This is a genomic window from Granulicella sp. S156 (genome assembly GCF_009766105.1).
Classification (GTDB): Bacteria; Acidobacteriota; Terriglobia; order Terriglobales; family Acidobacteriaceae; genus Granulicella.
This window is the reverse complement of the sequence record NZ_LMUH01000005.1, coordinates 438,872-458,083: the sequence shown is the minus strand read 5'-3', so window position 1 is coordinate 458,083 and position 19,212 is coordinate 438,872. Positions and strand designations below refer to the sequence as shown.

Below are 19,212 nucleotides of genomic sequence, written 5' to 3'. Positions count from 1 at the left end.
AAGGGTAGCATTGGACTTACATCAGGGCTTTAACGGCAGAACGAAATGGAAGCTGGAGATACGCATGCCTTCGCGAAAGTAGAACGCGTGCGCGGACTGGCGATGCGTTCCGGAGTCGAGCGAGAAGTGCTGACAGCCGCGCTCGCGAGCGTGCGCGATGAGCCAGTCGAGCATAGTTTTTCCATGGCCCTGCGAACGAAACTGCTCGCCTGTAACGAGGTCATCCACGTAAAGCGTGAGGCCGGAGACCAGCATATGCATTACCCGGAAGCCAGCGACCGTGACTACCTCCTCTTCGTGTTCGAGAAACGCGAGCTGGAAGCCCTCGCTCTGCTTTTGCTGCACCTTGGCAACAAGGTCCGCCTCACTCTCAAGTGAAGGACGCAGTTCACGAAGTACTTCAAAGCAACGCGCAATAGATGCAGGAGAGGTCGCAAGTTGAATCGGCATACCTACCAGCCCTTCCTGGATCGCAGCCGTGTGATGTGCGCGACATGATGCCGCGAGTGCCATGCATAATTCAACGTGGCCAGGTCGAGTGCCGTGGGGCCGCGCTCGCTGTGGCGGAAGCCGCGATGCCATTGATCTTCCCTAAGTGCCTGCAGCACCATCACCCAGCGCGCATGGAGGCTTTCGATCAGCTCCAGCGACCACTCGAGCGGCGCTGCGAGGTCCGGCAGTTCGGCGAATGCGCTTTCGTCGTAACCGGGTACCTCAGGCCAATCTTCCGTGAGTGCCCTGCGCAGGCGATGAAATGCCGTCATGTGAGAGTCGGCAACGTGATGCACCACCTGGCGGACCGTCCATCCGCCGTCGCGATAGGGTGTGTCAATCTGCTCGGCGTTGAAGTTGCGTACCGCCTCGCGCAGCAACTCAGGCATCTCAGCCAGTGTGAGGATCGCGTTGTGGCGGTCTTCGGGCGTGATGGTTTCGGGCGGTACAAACTCGCCGATAGGATAACGAGGGTCTTGCGACACGGACATAGTACGGTTCCTTGAGGCTGGCCTAGGAGACAACTCAACCTGGAGTGGTTCTCCGACAGCGATTGTAGACGCAGTTGTAATCTGAGCAGGAGGTAAGAATCAATGCGTGCCGTCTGGATGGGTATTTTATTGGGAGCTGTGGCCGTGTGCGGATGCTCGCGAAGCAGCAATGCAGTGCGAGCCACGGATTCAGCATTAGCCTCTGCCGTTCAGACACAACCGAGTGCTGCGAGCGGTTCGATATCTGCTACCGGACAGTCCGTCGGCTTCGACCGCAATGACTACCCCGGCGATGACAGCATGGCAGCCATGCGGAAGGACTTTGCCTTTACCGGCTATTGGCTCACCACTCCTCCTGGCGATGACACGAATACATGGACAGGCAAGCGCGAGTTGCTCAAGCAACAGGGCTGGGGCTTTCTGGTGCTCGCCAACGGCAAACTGGAGGCGGAGATACTGAAGGCGAAGAAGGCAGGCACCTCCCCGACTGACCTTGGTCGAAAAGATGCGGCAGGGGCGATTGCCGCTGCGAAGAGCGAGGAGTTCCCCGCGCACACGATCGTCTTTCTCGACCAGGAAGAAGGCGGCAGGCTGACCGACGTACAAGCTGCCTATCTGCTGGCGTGGACGGAGGCGGTTGCCACCTCGGATTTTCGGCCGGGTGTGTACGCCAGCGGCCAGCGTGTGCAGGATGATCCCGGCGTGTGGATCGACACCGTGCAGGACATACGCGACCGCATCAAGAAGGGCGGCCTGCATGAGGTTGCGATCTTCGATGCGCAGGATGAGTGTTCGCCTGCACCGGGATGCACTTTGCAGGCCAAGCCGCTCTCCGAGGCGGGAGAACCCGATCTGGTGGCATGGCAATACTCGCAGTCGCCAAGAAGACCTTCGATTACCAAGAGCTGCGCGAAGACCTATGCGACGGATGGCAACTGCTATGCTCCGGGATTTCCGAAGGTATTTCTCGATATGAACGTTGCGAACTCGCCGGACCCTTCGCACGGGCGCTAAGTTGATCCGCAGTGAAGGCTTGTCGAGGCCTGCCATTCGGGTGGAAGGGTGCCTTTTCATGGAGTTGGGCGATCCCTGAGCACGATAGTACGGGGCGTCAGTGTGCGGATTTCGCGAGGTATTCGGAACGCCAACAGCATGCGATGCTGCGCCTCGAGCGGGTCGGGGCACTGCTAGGGTCGAGTATCGGACTAGAATAGAAAGATGGCGTCTGCCCCCTCCTTTTTCCCTGAGATTACCGACCACAAACGATACTTCTTCGAGAAACTCGGGCTGAGTGAGCGTCTGCTGGAACGCTGTCTGGGTGAAGCCCTGAGCGCGGGTGGCGAGTTCGCCGATCTCTACTTCGAGGCCGTTACCTCGACCTCGCTGGGTATGGACGAGGGCATCGTCAAGACCGCAGCCCAGGGAATCAGCGTAGGCTGCGGCATACGCGTGCTTTCGGGCGAGCGCACAGGGTTTGCCTACACCGATGATTTGAGTGCGGACCGCCTGCTGAAGGCAGCGCGTACGGCAGCGCTGATCGCCAGCGGCCCCCAGATCGAGCGCGTGCAGGGTTTCACGGAGACTCGTACACCGCAGCTTTATCCGGTTGCAGGAGCCAGCACCGACGTCGAGATCGCTGCGAAGCTGCGGCTGATCGAGCGCGCCGACAAAGCGGCTCGCGACTTTGACTCGCGCATTGTGCAGGTACACGCCAGTATCAATGACGAACTGCGCCGCATCCTGATCGCTGCCAGCGACGGCACCTTTGCCAGTGATACGCAGCCGCTGGCGCGGCTGAACGTGATGGTCATCGCGAAGGATGAACATGGCGAATCTGGAAACAACATGGCTCGCGGCACCAGCGGCGGCGGCGGACGCGTGGCGCTGGATTTCTTTACGGGCGACAAATCTCCCGAGCACTTCGCTCGCGAGGCCGCGCGCACGGCGATTCTGCAACTGGGTGCGGTAGCCGCGCCCGCAGGCGAGATGGAGGTCGTGCTCGGCCCTGGCTGGCCCGGCGTGCTGCTGCATGAGGCCGTAGGCCATGGACTGGAAGCCGACTTCAATCGCAAGAAGACGAGCGCCTTTGCGGGATTGATCGGGCAACAAGTCGCGTCGAGCAAGGTCACGGTCGTGGACAATGGAAGGATGCCCGGACGGCGTGGGTCGTTGAATGTGGACGACGAGGGCAATCCGACGCAGGAGACGGTGCTGATCGAAAACGGCATTCTGCGCGGATACCTCAGCGACAAGCTGAGTTCGCGGCTGATGAAGATGCCGAACACCGGCAGCGGGCGCCGCGAAAGCTATCAGTCCATCCCCATGCCGCGCATGACCAATACCTACATGCTCAACGGGGAGGACGATCCCGGGGACATTCTGAAGAGCGTAAAACGTGGGCTCTACGCCGTGAACTTTGGCGGAGGCTCGGTCGACATCACGAACGGCAAGTTCGTCTTCACCGCCAGCGAAGCCTACCTGATCGAAGATGGCAAGGTGACAGCGCCGGTGAAGGGCGCGACGCTGATCGGCAATGGCCCCGAGGCGCTGAAGTATGTGTCGATGGTGGGCAACGATCTTGCGCTCGACGAAGGCGTCGGCACCTGCGGCAAAGCCGGGCAGAGCGTGCCGGTCGGCGTCGGAATGCCGACCGTGAAGCTGGATCGCATGACGGTGGGTGGTACAGGCCGTTAGCTGCAGCAGATTTTGAAGACTACAGAAAAGAAGCGCACACGCACCGCAACCGCATCAGGAAAGAAGATCTAGCATGGCTACAAAAGTCGAAGCGAAGACAGAAAAACTGTACGAGTGCGAGGTGAAACGGCGGCGCGTTCGCGCGAGCGGAAGCGGCTATGAGCCGTTCTGGAAGGTGAAGAACCTGGAAGAGGCGCTGGGCGATGGCGACACCGAGTTTCGCTGCAAGGACTGCCATGGCGCCGTGAAGGTGCACAAGCGCCACATTGCCAATGGCCCAGCCTCGCATGCGGCTCACAAGTTGAAGAGCGATGCAGAGCACTGTGCCGGGGTACTGCTGGTTCGCGAAGCAGCCGAGGGGCAGGCGGCGCGACTTTCGAGCTCGCCAGTCCAGTAAATCGATACGCGGAGAGACCCTTGGCTGTTGCGACAGGTTCAAAAGTAGCGTTGAAGGCGCTCGCGGAAGAGGCCGTCGCGCGCGCGCTTAAGGCGGGCGCGATCGACGCTGAAGCGGTCGGCTTTGAGAGCGAAGAGTTCGCGGTCAACGTGCGGCTGGGACAGGTAGAACAGCTGACGGAATCGGGCTCGCGAGCTCTTGGGCTGCGTGTTTTCTTTGCAGCCCAGGGCGGACAGCGCACAGCCAGCACCTCGACCTCAGATCTTTCGCGCGAAGGTCTTGAACAGCTGGTCTCAGGCGCGGTCGAACTCGCCAAAGTAACGGGTGTCGACCCTTTTGCAGGTCTCCCGGAGCGTGAGACCTTTGGTTCGCAGAATGTCGGCGAACTGGCTCTCTACTTCGACGACGTGAACGATGTTCCCGCAGCCGAACGCATCGAAATTGCCCGCCGTTGCGAAGCGGCAGCGATGAGCTTTGATGTACGCATTCAGAACTCCAGGGGTGCGGACTTCGATGCCTCGAACGCGCGGCGAGTGATGGTGAACTCCCGTGATTTCGCGGGGGAATACCGCCGCAGCTACTGCGGCTTCTCTGCGTCTCCTATTGCGCAGGATGCCAGTGGAGCGATGCAGGGTGGCTACTGGTACTCCAGTGCACGCACTACGAAGCTGCTCGACACTCCGGAAGAGATCGGCATCATCGCCGCACAGCGCGCTCTACGAAAACTTGGCGCACGGCGTGTGCCCACACAGCAGTGCCCGGTTGTCTTTCCTCCAGAGGCCTCACGCGGGCTGATGGGCAGCCTGTTGAGCGCGGCCAATGGCGATTCGATCTATCGCAACGCATCAATGTTTGCCGGCAAGCTCGGCGAGCAGGTGGCGGGCGAGAACATCACGATGGTCGATGACGGCACGATGGTCTTCGATCACATCCTGAAAGAAAACGGGATGACCGGAAGCAATGCCGGCGGCACGTTGCGCGTGGGCGGCTTTGGCACCTCACCCTTTGACGGCGATGGCCTGCCGACGCGGCGCACCGTAGTGATCGAACGCGGCGTGTTGAAAGAGCTGATGTTGAATACCTACACCGCGCGCAAGCTGACGATGCAGTCGACCCACAAAGCATCGCGTGGGCTTGCGGGAGCTCCAGGCATCGGCGGCGGCAACTACTTTCTTGAGCCTGGAACTGAGGCCCCGGAAGAGATTATTGGCGACGTGAAGCAGGGACTCTATGTACTACAGACGATGGGTACAGGCGTGAACCTGGTCACGGGCGATTACTCCCTGGGGGTAAGTGGCCTGTGGATCGAGAACGGCGAACTCGCGTATCCGGTAGAGGAGATCACGATTGCAGGGAATTTGAAAGATATGTTCCGCAATGTGACAGCAATTGGAAATGATCTGGAATTTCGCGGGAGTGGGGCTGTGCCTACCATGCGGATTGAAGGCATGACCGTAGCGGGCAGTTAAATTTTTGCTTTTCGAGTTTGTCCTTCCGAGGGTAGTGAGCGAATGACAACCAGAAAAGCAAATACAGCTTCGCCCCGGCTACAATTCTCGCTGTGAGCACGGCCTTTAATTTCGACCATCGCATCGAGTTTTTCCCCTCCAACGCCGAAGAAATTCTGCGCGGCGTTCCGGCTGGAGCGGGCGTGTTTGCTCTGCGGGGCGAGCGCGAAGGCGATGAGCCTTATCTCACACGCGCGGCCGACCTGCGAAGAAGATTACGGCGATTGCTAGCGCCACCGGAAGCCGTCGATGAGCTGGGCCGGCCGGTACTCTCCAAGCGCCTCAACCTGCGCGAGAAGGTTCGCTGGATCGAGTGGACCCGCACAGGTTCGGAGTTTGAATCGGCACTGGTTCTTTATTGTGCGGCGCGTGCGACCTATGGCGCCGAAGAAGCACGGCGGCGATTGCGCCTATATCCGCCATACTTTTTGCGTGTGACCATGACGCACGAGCATCCGCGCGTCTACTCCACCAATCGCCTGAGTAAGCGGGCACTCGCCGAAACCTTTGGCCCCTTCCCTTCGCGGGCGGCGGCGGAACGCTACTGCGATGCCGTGCTCGATCTCTTCAAGTTGAGACGCTGCTATGAAGACCTGCAGCCTTATCCGGAGCATCCAGGATGCGTCTACGGCGAGATGAAGAAGTGCATGGAGCCCTGCAAGGTGGCGTGCTCCTCTGAAGAATATGCCGCTGAGGCTCAGCGGGTCTTCCGGTTCTTCGCAACGAGCGGCGAGTCGATGCTTGCGGAGATTGCCGAGCAGCGCGAGAAAGCCAGCGAGGCCATGGACTTCGAGGAGGCCGCCGCCCTGCACAAGCAATGGGAACGCGTGAAGGCTGCTTCGCTTCTCGTCGATGAGTTGGTCCGTCCGGTCGCGGAGCTGCGCGCCGTTGTCCTGCAAGAGGCTGCGCCTCGCGAGGGAGAGAAGCTTGAGGAGGCTGCGGTCTTTCTGCTGGAACGTGGGAGGATCGTTGGGCTTGAGCCCCTGTCGACGCTGGGGGTTCGTGCGGTCCGCGAGCAGACGGCCGTGGGAAGCTCGCTGTTCGCACAGCCGCTGATGCTTGCCGCAGTCCCGCTGGATGAACCTACGTACCCATCCGAAACTACGGCATCCACAAAAACTTCGACGCTTTCCCCTGAGGACCGTGCCCGTGGAGTATTGCAGCGGCTTGCGGAGCGAGCAGATTCTGCGGGCGAAGCGGAGATCAACGAGCGCTGCGATACGCTCTCGCTCTTTCGCCGCTGGTACTACCGGCCCGAAAAGCAACGCGCAGGCGAAGTCTTTCTGCCCAACGCCGATGGCGCATGGCCTATACGTCGCATCCTGAACGGCGCAGCGCGGATTATGCTCGGACCTCCGGGCGAGCTGCAGGCCGTCGATCGCGAGGCCGCGAAGAACCTGAAGACGAAGGTGATACATGCGGGCCGCGAGGGCGTGGAACGCGTTGTGCCGGTGCTGCCAAAACGTTCACGCTCGCGCAAAAGCGTGACGCCGGGAGACATCGCGTAACGGATCAGTAAGATGATCATCGTGTCCCTCTGGAGAGCGACGATGCACGCTTCCTCGAAAACACCATCGGACTCTGACGGACGATGGGTCCTGATCGCAACCATTCTCGGATCGAGCATGGCTTTCATCGATGGGACGGTCGTCAACGTTGCCCTTCCAGCAGTACAAGTTGCTCTCCACGCAACCGCAAGCGATCTTCAATGGGTGGTGGAATCCTATGCACTTCTACTGGCTTCGCTGCTTCTGTTAGGAGGCTCGCTCAGCGACCTGTACGGTCGCCGAAGAATCTTTGTCATAGGCGTGCTGGTCTTTGCAATAGGTTCTGCGTGGTGCGGATTCGCTTCTTCGATTGAGTTTCTTATCCTTGCACGAGCCTTCCAGGGAATCGGTGCGTCGCTACTGGTTCCGGGCAGCCTGGCTCTTATCAGTTCGTCATTTCCGACAAGCGAACGAGGCCGCGCTATCGGCACGTGGTCGGGCTTTACGGCAATTACAGCAACGATCGGCCCGGTTCTCGGAGGCTGGCTAGTCGAGCATGGCTCCTGGCGATGGGTCTTCTTTATCAATATTCCAATTGCGATCGTCGTTGTGGCATTGACGTTGCTTTATGTCTCAGAAAGCCGCAATGAACAGGCCAGCCGGGTTCTGGATTGGCAAGGCGCATCGTTGGCAACCATTGGTCTGGGAGCGACGACCTTCGCACTGATCGAAGCTCCCCACGGTGGCCGTATCGTCTGGGTTATGGGCGTTGTCGGAGTTGGCGCGCTCGCCGCCTTTTTACGGTTTGAATCTCACTCTCCAGCTCCCATGGTTTCTCTGAGGCTATTCCGCTCGAGAGACTTCAGCGGCGCCAACCTCCTTACTTTTTTCCTATATGCAGCTTTGAGCGGTCTTCTCTTTTTTCTCCCTCTTAATCTCATCCAGGTTCAGCACTACTCTGCGACCCAGGCAGGAGGTGCGCTGCTGCCACTTATTCTTTTGATCTTTCTACTGTCTCGGTGGTCCGGCGGGCTTATTGCACGCTATGGAGCAAGAACACCCCTAATGATCGGACCACTCATAGCAGCCGCCGGCTATGCGCTCATGCTACGAGGTGACACCGGTCGTTCCTATTGGTCGACACTCTTTCCGGCCATTTTGACTCTTGGATTTGGGATGGCGATCAGCGTAGCTCCACTCACTACAGCCGTTATGGAATCCGTTCCCGATAGCGAAGCGGGTGTGGCCTCGGGAGTCAACAATGCCGTTTCACGAATTGCCGGGCTCTTAGCGGTTGCGGTCTTCGGTCTGGTTTTGTCTTTCGGGTTCAATCGGTCTCTAACTCACAGGCTTAGCCAACTATCGCTATCGTCCGAAGCCCTGCAAACGATCAATCGTGAACGCCCCAGGCTAGCGGGAGCCGAAACGAGTGACCCGCGCCTGAGGCAAGCGATCGACGAAGCCTTCGTATCCGGTTATCACGATATCGTCCTGATCGCCATTGCCCTAAGCCTAGTCAGTGCGCTCAGTGCGCGAATGATTTCGTCCGGTGTTCGCAAGACTCCGGGGCAACGCACTCTCGAATCGCAGACGACTGGGTCAAGGTGAGCCCGACCTATGATTCTCCTCTGTTATTCGCCGGCCTTGGCGGTGCCTGCACCGTCGCTCACGAGGATCTTCGATAGTGCGTGGAGGCGGTCGGCATCTCCCGGTGTTTTGGCAGTGGCGGCGGCCTTCTCGGCTGTCTTGGCATCGGCGTGAAGTTTCTTGATGTTCTTCGCGTCGATGTCGGCGCCGATCGCCGCGATTTTGTCTGCATTCAGGCTGCTTCCGCGGGCAAGTTGGTCAAGGTAAGCCTTCGCCGTGACGAACGTCAGCGGGTAGTCAATGTGCGGCTGATCCTGAACGTTCAACTCAGGCAGGTAGACCTGGGCTGCCGCATCGATCTCGTTTTGGGTGAGGTCTTTGGTGGGAACGAGCTTGAGGACGTCCGTACCGCGGGCGATCTCTGAGCCGTAGATGTAGCCGTTGTAGTAGTAGGTGGACCACTGGCCACCCATCGCAGGACGGCTATCGTCGACCGGGCCACGGTCGAAATAGCCGATCTCAAAGGGATGCGTGGGGTCTGTGTAATCCATGATGGAGACGCCGCCCTGATACCAGGACTGGACTTCGATGTCGCGTCCGGGGACAGGGATCATCGAGCCGTTGTGCGCGACGCAGTTTTCCTTGTCGGTCTGGGGCGCGGGCATCTTGTAGTAGGCGTCGAGCTTCAGCTTCTTGTCGGGGGTGATGGAGAAGATGGCGTCCGCACCCCAGGCCATGGGGTCGGAGACGCGGCAGCGCGGTTGGCCGCCGCCGCCCCACTCATCGGTGAAGAGAACCGTCTTGCCGTCGTTGGAGAAATTGGCCGAGTGCCAGAAGGCGTAGTTGGGATCGGTGACAGCGTCGAGGCGCTTGGGATGTGCGGGGTCTTTAATGTCGAGCAAGATACCGTTACCCGAACAGGCGCCGCCGGCCAGGCCCAGCCAGGAGTAGACGGTGATGTCGTGGCAGCCCCGGGTGGACGAGGTGGTCTGCGTGCCATCACCGTGGTTGCCGCCCTTCCACAAGCCGTCCATATTGCCGGTTACGGGATCGGAGAAGATGCGCGGGCTGTCGATGACTTTGGCAAGTTCAGGATGTGCGACGGGTACCTTGATGATGACGATCGTGAAGAGCGCGGTATTGGGATCCTTGTCGGGATCGTCGCCGGAGCAGCCGCCGAGTTCGGCAGAGGGACGGACGCCCGCAGAGCCGGAGACATAGATGTAGACGTTGTCCTTGTCTTTGGGGTCGACCACGAGAGTGTGGGTGTGGGAGCCGCGGCAGGTTTGAACGTCAGCAACCTGCTTCGGGTTGTGGATGTCGGAGATGTCGAAGATCCGGACACCCTTCACGCGGTCCGGACTGGGAGGCGGCTGGCGCGATCTAAAAGCCCTGATGGCGGCGGCATCGGCTGCTGCGTCGCCGGTCGGAGCTGGTGGTTGAGGCTCGGGACTCGCGGTGGGGAAGCCCTGGGTGCCGCAATCCATGCGGCCGTTGGCGGCTTCGACCGACATGAAGAGCAGGTTTTTGTAGACCGAGACATCTCCCTGACCACCAGGACAGACCATGGATGTGACCAGCGTCATGTGGGTTGGATCGGAGATGTCGTAGATATTGACACCGCTATAGTTGCCGTTGAACAGGTACTTCGCGTTGAAGGCGAGGTCGGAGTTCGTTCCACCATAGTTGGCGCGAGGGCCGCTGGGCCGCATAGGGCCGCCGGGCTGGCGAGGAGCGTCGGGATCAACAGGCGGCGGCGGAGGCGTGGCGTCGACAGCCTTGATGGAGTCGAGGTCGGGCGCAAAGCCGGCGGGCTTGGGAGTGGTGATCACTAGCTTCATGCCGAGGATGGCAGTGTTGGCGTCATAGAGGCCGCCTTTGAGGCCGACGCGAGGATCGTCCGGACCAGAGCGGGGATTGACGAAGACGCTGGGTGGCTTCGGTGGCGTTTTGGCGGTGGGGGGTACTGCAGATGCGGTGGTCGTGGTCTGGGCAGCGCAGAGGCCTGCCACTGACAGGGAAAGGGCCAGCGTGAGGGTGTTACAGGTGAAGTGCGAGGAAATACTGCGGGTCGAAATACTGCGGATCATTGTCTCTCCTTCAGCATGTGACGCATGATGTCGATTTCAGCCTGTTGTGTGTTGTCGACGTCGCTGGCGAAGTCGAACAGTTGTGGGTCCTGACCGGCCCCAGGATTGGCAAAGAGATCTTTGACCATCTGCAGAGCGCCGGTGTGGTGCTGGATCATTCCGGTAAGAAAGAGGTGATCGAACTCGGGTCCAGTGGCCTTGCGCAGAGTGTCCATCTGAGCAGGAGTCAGCATGCCGGGCATCATGGGCATGCTCATATCCATACCCTTCATATCCATGCCGGCCATAGGATCGGCGGAGATGGGAAGGCCTCGGTCGGTGAGCCACTGCTTCATCCAGCGCATCTCATCGCTTTGGGAGACGTCAATCTTCTTGCCGAGCTCCATAATCGCAGGGTCCTTGGTGCGGGTCTTGAGGAGCTCCGTCATTTCGACGGCCTGACTGTGGTGCATGATCATGCCCTGCATGAAATCGACGTCGGCTTTGGAAGGCACCTTGGGCGCTTCGCTGGCAGTTGCGTCGGCTTTGGAAAGGGTCTTGTTGCCGGTGCCGGGAGCGCCGGGCTGGACGATCGCCGGTGCAGACGGAAGTGCCGGGGTGGTCTGCTGCGACGAGGCAATCGCGGCACAGAGTACGACTGACCGAAGTATTAGGAAAACCGGGTAAGACAACGCTCCTCCAACCTTGATGCAGAGAGAGACTATTTGCAGCGGCACCCTGAACTGGGTATCAACAGGAAGACTTCCTCCTGCGAGGGTTGAATGGCCCGCCAGCGTTCAGCCTGTCAGTGATTCTGAGTGCAACTGTAGAGAGGGCCGCAAAGACATTCGTTACGAACGCGGCAAAGAAATGTTTGCCTGAATATAAACGGTTCTGGGATCACGGCGCAATCAGATACGACCGTGAACACGGTTCAGCGTGGCCAGTTATTGCTAAATCGCAGATTCACTCATCGAACAATCCAAGCCACGAACTGCAGAATACCGCTGTTTAGCGTTCTGGGCGGATGACGGTTTATTCGGAGGGAGCCCACTGCCACGTGGCATCGAATACCGTCTCGATGCCACGTCCACTGCTAAACTTGAAAGATTCCGGCAAACGGGAGCGGCATTGTGATTGAGTTAGCATTTTCGATTTTGGCGGCGGACTTCGCGCATCTTGCAGATGAGATTGCGCGCGCCGAGCGCGGTGGCGGCACAATCGTCCACGTGGATGTGATGGACGGCCATTTTGTGCCCAATATCACCTTCGGGCCTCCAGTGGTCAAGGCGATTCGCCCCGTCACAAAACTACCGCTCGACTGCCACCTGATGATCGAGGACCCCGACGAGTTCATCCCGGCATTCGCTGAGGCCGGCGCGAATATGGTCAGCGTGCATGTGGAAGTGTGCCGCCACCTCAATCGCACCTTGCAGCACATTGTCGATCACGGCATGGGCGCGGGCGTCGTGCTGAACCCGGCGACACCGGTGGAGATGATCGTCGAAGTACTGCCGATGGTGCATCATGTGCTGGTAATGAGCGTAAACCCCGGCTTTGGGGGGCAGAAGTTCCTGCCGCGCTCGGTGGAGCGGATCGCGCACCTGCGCCGCTTGCGGGAGGAGATGGGCCTGAACTACCGCATAGAGGTCGATGGCGGTGTCGCTCACGATACGGTGGCGAGCGTCGTCGAAGCAGGAGCGGACATGCTCGTGGCTGGCTCGGCGATCTTTGAACGAGGCAAGACGGAAAAGAACGCTCGCGAGTTCCTAAAGGTCGCGCGGGCGGCAGCTGGGGTCAAGCCAGACACCCGACGGAATGCGAAAAGCCTTCCTCGTGCGGGTTCCCGCTCCCGCAAATAGAGCAGTTCACAGTAGATGCAGGCCTAAGTGAAGGACGTTTGCGTGGTTTTCTCTCCCTGAAAACTACCCTATGCCCCGCCCCCAAAGCCACCGCAACTGTGAAACTGCTCTAAAATAAAGAGGCAGTTCCCGCGGTATCGCTGCGGGCGGATGGAGTAGGAATGCGTAGAGGGTTTGGAAGCTTTTTCACGAGCCGCCGGGCAGGTTGGATGGCCGGGCTGGCAGTCGCAGCGATGCTGTCGTCATCTCTCGCCCTTGTGGCTCAGGAAGCAACACCGGCAGCGACGCCGCAGACCACTGAGCCAGCAGCAACCCCGTCAGCGCAGACTACCGACGGAACTCCGGCTACCACCGCTACGCTCAGCAACACCAAGCCTAAAAAGAAGGCCAAGGAAGATCGTGTCAAGCAGGGCAAAGATACGCGCGCAGCGGTCAAGCGCGACAACAAGCTCAGCCCGATAGCCGGCAAAGACGCGCAACTGCCCGACAAGCAGCTCTACGACAAAGCGCTGACCCAGATGAAGAGCGGCCACTATGACGTGGCCCGGCTCGACCTGCAGACACTGCTGAATACCTATCCCGACTCGCAGTACCTGATGCGCGCCAAGCTGGCCGTCGCCGATAGCTGGTACAAGGAGGGTGGCTCGGCTGCACTCGCACAGGCTGAGCAGGAGTACACCGATTTCATCACCTTCTTCCCCAACGCGACTGAGGCCGCTGAGGCTCAGATGCGCGTCGGCGATATCTACCTTAAGCAGATGGACGTTCCGGACCGCGACTATACCAAGGCCCTGAAGGCCGAGGAAGCCTACCGGACGATGTTGAGACAGTATCGCGATGCCCCGCCGAAGCTGCTCGAAGAGGTACGTCAGAAGCTGCGTGAGGTACAGGAAGTGATGGCAACGCGCGAGGCTGATCTCGGCGCGTTCTATGCCTCCCATGAGAACTGGGCAGCGTCGATCGCTCGCTATCAGACCGTGGTCGATACCTATCCGCAGTACAGCCACATGGACGACACCCTGATCGGGCTCGGCGACGCGTACGCGGCCCAGTCCCGGATCATCCGGACACAAAAGCTGCCTGAGGCCGCAAGGGCGAAGCTCCTGCAGGAGTATGACGGCAAAGCTGCAACAGCCTATCGGACGGTCGTACTGGAGCACTCTGCAGCACCCCACGTCGAAGATGCCAAGGAGCGGCTTGCGGCAATGAACCTGCCGATTCCGACGCCAACGCCGGAACAGGTAGCAGCCAGCGAAGCCCTTGAAGGCAGCCGCGCGCAATACACCATCTCCAGGCGCCTCGAAGTGCTTTTCCTGCACAAGCCAGATACGGTACCTGCAGCACGAGCCGGCGATCCTCCGCTGGACGATGCAGCAATCACTACTGCACCGGGTGTCATCAAGCAACTGCAGACAAGTTATATCGCCGCGCTGAGTCCCAACGCTGGGGTGCCTGAAAAGACTCCTATAGCAACAACCACACCGGCAGCAGATTCTGACACAACCCCAGCATCTGCGCCCGCGCCGCCGGCATCAACCGCACCGCCTACGCTTTCCGATGTTCCAGGAGTTGGTGAGGGATCACGCGACAGCGCAACAACCACGATGGAAGCGGCACCTGCCGCCCCCAGTGGACCTCGCGGAACAGGACTGGGGGTTGAAGTGTTGACCCCGGGAGTAACCACCTCGCCGGTGAGCAATCTTCCGGCAGCAACAGGCGCTCCCGATCCCAATAACGGAATACGCTCGGTTGGACCGAAGGATGCTTCAGCCCTGCCCCCTGTAGAAAAGCCTGCTGAGGCTCCCGACCAGGTGAACGACATGAACGGTCAGCCAGCACAGCCAGCAGCTCAGACCAAAGCTGAGGGCCAGAAGAAAAATCCCAAGCAGCCTTACGACAAGAACGACGAAAGCTCCAGCAAGCACAAGAAGAAAAAGGGCTTGGCCAAGCTGAACCCGCTCTAAGGCAGGAAACAGCAAACAGGAAACAGCAAACAGGAGGGGCTTCGGCTTCTCCTGTTTGCCGTTGTGGCCACATAAATCACTAAACTGCTTTGCTCTTCCTGTTTCCTACTTCCTGTTTGCTGTTTCCTGCTTCTTCCCCTGCTACGCTTAAAGCTTATGAATCAAGAACTACCAAAGGCATACGATCCGTCGTCGATTGAAGAGAAGTGGGCGAAGTTCTGGGTGGAAGAGCGGCTGTTCGATGTCACCACACCTACAGGTAAAACCGCCGCGGACAAGACATTCGTGCAACTGCTGCCGCCGCCCAACGTTACCGGCCGGCTGCACATGGGGCACATGCTCAACCAAACGGAGATGGACATTCTCACGCGCTGGCACCGCATGCGCGGCGACACGGCCGTATGGGTCCCGGGCACCGATCATGCGGGCATCGCGACCCAGATGATGGTCGAGCGGCAACTCGCCGCCGAAGGCACGACGACACGCCAGCAGCTTGGGCGCGAGGCCTTCACTGAGCGTGTGTGGCAGTGGAAAGAACAGTATGGTGGCGCCATCACCGATCAGATGCGACGGCTTGGCGCCAGCGTCGACTGGTCGCGCGAGTACTTCACAATGGACGAGCGGCTAAGCCACGCCGTGAAGGAGAGCTTCGTGCGCCTGTGGGAGCAGGGGCTCATCTACCGTGGGGCGTACATCGTCAACTGGGACCCGCAGATTCAGACTGCAGTGAGCGATCTCGAAGTTGAATCCGAAGAGCGTGCGGGCTCGCTCTTTCACATCCGCTATGAGCTGGCAGATGGCACAGGCTCCATCGTCATCGCGACCACACGCCCCGAGACGATGCTTGGCGACGTTGCCGTGGCCGTGAACCCGAACGATGAGCGCTACACGGTATTCCTCGGTAAGAATCTGATCCTGCCTCTGGTCGGCAGAGAGATTCCCGTCATAGCCGACGACTGGGCCAACCCCGAGTTCGGCACCGGCGCCGTAAAGGTCACACCGGCCCATGATCCAAACGACTTCGCCATCGGCCAACGGCACAATCTGCCCTCGCCCAGCATTATGGACGAGCAGGCTCACATCAAGCTCGAAGGCTCGCCGTATCACGGGCTCGACCGTTTCGAGGCCCGCAAGCGCATCGTCGAAGACCTTCGCGCCAACGGCGCGCTGGTGGACATCAAGGACCACACACTCACGCTTCCGGTTTCGCAGCGCACTGGCGCCGTGATCGAGCCGCGCCTATCGATGCAGTGGTTCCTCAAGATTCAGCCACTGGCCGACAAGGCCATTGAGGCCGTCGACAAAGGCTATATCAAGTTCACGCCCGAGAACTATCGCAAGACCTACGACGAGTGGATGAAGAACATCCATGACTGGTGCATCTCGCGGCAACTGTGGTGGGGGCATCGCATCCCGGCGTGGCACTGCGGCGATTGCGGCGAGATCAATGTCTCACGCGACACACCAACCGCCTGCGCAAAGTGCGGCAGCGCGAAACTGGTGCAGGAGACCGATGTGCTCGACACATGGTTCTCGTCGGGTTTGCTGCCATTCACTGTCTTCGGCTGGGATGGCAGTGACAAACTCACTCCGGATCTCGCATCCTTCTATCCGACGCAGCTTCTTGTTACGGGTTTCGACATCCTCTTCTTCTGGGTCGCCCGCATGATCATGCTGGGCTGTCACTTCATGCTCGATATCCCCCTGCCCGATGGCTCGCCGCGCACACTCGCTGACGCCGTACCCTTCCGCGAGGTCTATATCCATGCGCTGGTGCGCGATGCTGACCGGCAGAAGATGTCCAAGACCAAGGGCAACGTCATTGATCCCATTGAGATTGTTACCAAGTATGGAACGGATGCGGTACGCTTCACGCTCGCCTCGCAGGCCTCGCCGGGTACCGACATCGCCTTTAGCGAGGCTCGTACCGAAGGCTATCGTGCATTCGCGAACAAGATATGGAACGCCGCTCGCTTCCTGCAGATGCAGATTGAACGCGGTCGTGAGGCTGGATACAAGGTCTCGCTCGGATCGCACGACTCCGTATCGCTGGAGCTGCCGGAGTCTACACCGCTCGAGACACGTTGGATCTTCGCGCGCCTGAGCACGGTGTGCGCGGAGGTCGAACGCGCACTTGCGGACTATCGTTTCGACGAGGCCGCAAACGCCGTCTACCAGTTCTTCTGGGGCGAGTTCTGCGATTGGTATCTCGAACTCGTCAAGCTGCGGTTTGATTTCATGCCCGACGAAAAAGGCCTCTTCAAGCCGCATAGCGATGTGACAGGAATCACCCTGGGCGCGCTGGTCAGCGTGTTCGAAGCCGCGCTGCGTCTGCTCTCGCCCTTTATGCCGTTCCTCACCGAAGAGCTCTGGCATGCGCTCTATGCCTCCGTTGGCAGCGAATCGCCCGCGAAGTCCATCGCGCTCACACGCTTCCCGCAGGCAGCTGACTTCGCCAACGACGCGGCCAGCGTGGAAGCGATGAACATCCTGCAGGAGCTCATCGTTACCGTACGCGGTCTGCGCAAAGAGCTCGGCGTTCCTGAAAAAGAAGCCACTCCGATTCACGTTCACGCGAGCAATCGCATCGCTGCGCTGGCCGACGCCAACGCCGATATGCTTGCAAGGCTCGCGCGTGTGAGCTCCGTTGAGCTGGTCCAGGAGGCCCCCAAGGGGAACAACGCCCGCGCAACGGCAATCTTCGATGTCTCCGTCGTCTACGAGCGTCAGATCGATGTCGCCGCTGAGCGTGAGCGCCTCGAAAAAGACCTCGCGAAGTACGACAAAGGACTGCAAGCCGCGGAACGCCAGTTGAACAACGAAGGCTTTGTGGCCAAAGCGCCTGCACACATCGTCGAAGGGTTGAAGAAGCAAGCGGCCGAAACTCGCGCACTGAAGGAGAAGACTGAAGCAGCACTAACAGCACTGCCGAAGGATTAACATGGTCGCTCCGAATGATCTCAACATCGCCATCGTGCGTTCGGCTTTGGTAGGCACGCGCTTCGCCCGGGGGCTACAGCACTTCGCTTCGGTGGACTCGACCAATGCCATGCTGCTCGAAGCCGCGGCCGCTGGTGCGCCTGAAGGCACTGTCTTTGTCGCCGACGAACAGACTGCGGGCCGTGGACGCGGAGGCCACTCCTGGCACTCCTCTCCCGGAGACGGCCTGTACGTGAGCATCCTCGCAAAACCGGCTCTGCTGTTGAACGATGCGCTCTGGATTTCCCTGGCGACGGGCCTCGCTGTCCAACATGCGATTCGAGAGTGCACCGGGCTGATCTCCGACATTCGCTGGCCAAACGATCTGCTGTTCAGCGGCAAAAAGTGCGGCGGCATCCTTGTCGAAACTGCCCTTGGACGCAACCAGGAACTCGAGCAGAACACGGTCTTGCGCTATGCCGTGATTGGCGTAGGCGTGAATATCAATCATCCGCTCTTTTCAGAAGAACTTGCTCCTCTGGCGACCTCACTGCGGCTCGTGACTGGCAAACAGTTGAGCCGCAGCAAACTGTTGATCGCCCTGCTGCGAGCCCTTGACCGCGAGCTTACGCTGCTTGAAGACTCCTCTGCCCCGCGCGAAAAAGATCTGCTTATGAGATTTACAGAGGCCACCAGCTGGGTAAGCGGAAAACGTGTGAGCGTGCCCGAGCAGGGTGGATATACTGGCGTAACGGCGGGGTTGAACGAGCGCGGATTTCTGCTCGTTGCAAGCGACGACGGTGTGCTGCGGACAGTGCTCTCGGGTGGTGTTCGTGAGATGGAATAGTAATTCAACCGAGGCGGGAAGGCGATCATGCTACTGGCACTCGATGTAGGCAACTCAAACACAGTCGTGGGGCTCTTTCGCCCCTCGGCGGAGGGCGTACCCGCTGCGGTGATCGCGGACTGGCGCATCACTACGCCCTACAAACAGCAGACGCCTGACGAGCTTGGCGTGCTGCTACAGACCCTGTTCGGCATGCGCGGATTGAAGACGGACGTCGTCACCGGCATAGTCATCTCTTCTGTAGTCCCACCGCTCGATTCCACTTTGCGGCACGTGTGTGAGATGTACTTCCACATCAGGCCACTCTTCATCGAACCCGGCGTGAAGACTGGCTTGCCCGTGTTGACCGACAATCCCAGCGAGGCCGGCGCAGACCGCGTGGCGAACTGCGTCGCGGCCTACGACCTGCTCGGAGGCCCAACGATCGTCGTCGATATGGGCACGGCGACCACCTTCGACGTTGTTTCGAAGAGGGGCGAGTTCGTAGGTGGGGCTATCGCTCCGGGGCTTGGCATCTCCGCGGATGCGCTGTTTTCACGTGCGGCGCGTTTGACGCGCGTGGAGATCAAGAAACCGGCGAAGATTATCGGCACCAACACGACCGACAACATCCAAATCGGACTCTATTACGGCTATATTGGCCTCGTCGACGGCATCCTCGAGCGATTCATTGCGGAGCTCGGACCGGAGACAAAGACGATTGCTACCGGGGGCCTCGCCAAGCTGATCGCCGTAGACTGCAAACACATCGGCGCTGTCGACGAGATGCTTACGCTGACCGGACTGCGGCTGATCTGGGAACGGAATCAGGAGCGCCAAAGAAGGCGATAGTGCAGGAAACAGCAAACAGTTAACAGCAAACAGCGAAAGCTGGTCATACCTATATGCTGTTTCC

General features: G+C 59.7%; 15 protein-coding genes. 11 read left to right on the top strand and 4 right to left on the bottom strand.

What is annotated here, in order from left to right; all coding sequences use genetic code 11:
• Positions 1 to 21: 21 nt before the first annotated feature.
• Both GSQ91_RS04045 and GSQ91_RS04040 read right to left on the bottom strand, forming a co-directional pair.
• The gene (locus GSQ91_RS04045) at positions 22 to 450 is read right to left on the bottom strand and encodes a GNAT family N-acetyltransferase (RefSeq protein WP_158819966.1); all 429 of its coding nucleotides are present in this window, start codon (positions 448 to 450) and stop codon (positions 22 to 24) included.
• Positions 451 to 452: 2 nt separating this feature from the next.
• Positions 453 to 983: a YfiT family bacillithiol transferase gene (locus GSQ91_RS04040; RefSeq protein ID WP_158819965.1), complete on the bottom strand. Its 531-nt coding sequence runs from the start codon at positions 981 to 983 to the stop codon at positions 453 to 455.
• A gap of 102 nt (positions 984 to 1,085) precedes the next feature.
• Between GSQ91_RS04040 and GSQ91_RS04035 the strand changes: the two genes are divergently transcribed.
• The 6 genes from GSQ91_RS04035 (at position 1,086) to GSQ91_RS04010 (ending at position 8,677) form a co-directional block, all read left to right on the top strand.
• A complete protein-coding gene (locus GSQ91_RS04035; protein WP_158819964.1) occupies positions 1,086 to 1,997 on the top strand; it encodes a glycoside hydrolase domain-containing protein in 912 nt (303 codons plus the stop codon).
• Positions 1,998 to 2,201: 204 nt separating this feature from the next.
• Positions 2,202 to 3,677 carry a metalloprotease TldD gene (tldD, locus tag GSQ91_RS04030; RefSeq protein ID WP_158819963.1) on the top strand — a complete coding sequence of 492 codons (1,476 nt, stop codon included), beginning with the start codon at positions 2,202 to 2,204 and terminating at the stop codon, positions 3,675 to 3,677.
• A gap of 73 nt (positions 3,678 to 3,750) precedes the next feature.
• Positions 3,751 to 4,074 (top strand): hypothetical protein, encoded by a 324-nt coding sequence (locus GSQ91_RS04025; RefSeq protein WP_158819962.1) that lies wholly within the window; start codon positions 3,751 to 3,753, stop codon positions 4,072 to 4,074.
• A 20-nt stretch (positions 4,075 to 4,094) separates the two neighbouring features.
• A complete protein-coding gene (locus GSQ91_RS04020) occupies positions 4,095 to 5,543 on the top strand; it encodes a TldD/PmbA family protein (protein WP_158819961.1) in 1,449 nt (482 codons plus the stop codon).
• A gap of 92 nt (positions 5,544 to 5,635) precedes the next feature.
• The gene (locus GSQ91_RS04015) at positions 5,636 to 7,090 is read left to right on the top strand and encodes an excinuclease ABC subunit C (protein ID WP_158819960.1); all 1,455 of its coding nucleotides are present in this window, start codon (positions 5,636 to 5,638) and stop codon (positions 7,088 to 7,090) included.
• A 42-nt stretch (positions 7,091 to 7,132) separates the two neighbouring features.
• Positions 7,133 to 8,677 carry an MFS transporter gene (locus GSQ91_RS04010; protein WP_158819959.1) on the top strand — a complete coding sequence of 515 codons (1,545 nt, stop codon included), beginning with the start codon at positions 7,133 to 7,135 and terminating at the stop codon, positions 8,675 to 8,677.
• A gap of 23 nt (positions 8,678 to 8,700) precedes the next feature.
• On the opposite strand, the gene GSQ91_RS04005 is transcribed toward GSQ91_RS04010, so the two are convergent.
• Both GSQ91_RS04005 and GSQ91_RS04000 read right to left on the bottom strand, forming a co-directional pair.
• Complete coding sequence (locus GSQ91_RS04005; protein ID WP_158819958.1) at positions 8,701 to 10,746, bottom strand: LVIVD repeat-containing protein; 2,046 nt, start codon at positions 10,744 to 10,746, stop codon at positions 8,701 to 8,703.
• Entirely contained in the window at positions 10,743 to 11,417 is a 675-nt protein-coding gene (locus GSQ91_RS04000; RefSeq protein ID WP_158819957.1) for a DUF305 domain-containing protein, read from the bottom strand. The genes GSQ91_RS04005 and GSQ91_RS04000 overlap by 4 nt, the downstream gene beginning before the upstream one ends.
• Before the next feature lie 441 nt (positions 11,418 to 11,858).
• Between GSQ91_RS04000 and rpe the strand changes: the two genes are divergently transcribed.
• The 5 genes from rpe (at position 11,859) to GSQ91_RS03975 (ending at position 19,148) form a co-directional block, all read left to right on the top strand.
• On the top strand, positions 11,859 to 12,587 hold the full coding sequence (gene rpe / locus GSQ91_RS03995; protein ID WP_158819956.1) for a ribulose-phosphate 3-epimerase: 729 nt from the start codon (positions 11,859 to 11,861) through the stop codon (positions 12,585 to 12,587).
• Positions 12,588 to 12,748: 161 nt separating this feature from the next.
• The gene (bamD, locus tag GSQ91_RS03990) at positions 12,749 to 14,551 is read left to right on the top strand and encodes an outer membrane protein assembly factor BamD (protein ID WP_158819955.1); all 1,803 of its coding nucleotides are present in this window, start codon (positions 12,749 to 12,751) and stop codon (positions 14,549 to 14,551) included.
• A 156-nt stretch (positions 14,552 to 14,707) separates the two neighbouring features.
• Positions 14,708 to 17,491, top strand: a complete 2,784-nt coding sequence (locus GSQ91_RS03985) for a valine--tRNA ligase (protein WP_158819954.1) — start codon at positions 14,708 to 14,710, stop codon at positions 17,489 to 17,491.
• Position 17,492: 1 nt separating this feature from the next.
• A complete protein-coding gene (locus GSQ91_RS03980; RefSeq protein ID WP_158819953.1) occupies positions 17,493 to 18,317 on the top strand; it encodes a biotin--[acetyl-CoA-carboxylase] ligase in 825 nt (274 codons plus the stop codon).
• A 27-nt stretch (positions 18,318 to 18,344) separates the two neighbouring features.
• On the top strand, positions 18,345 to 19,148 hold the full coding sequence (locus GSQ91_RS03975; protein ID WP_158819952.1) for a type III pantothenate kinase: 804 nt from the start codon (positions 18,345 to 18,347) through the stop codon (positions 19,146 to 19,148).
• Positions 19,149 to 19,212 lie beyond the last annotated feature (64 nt).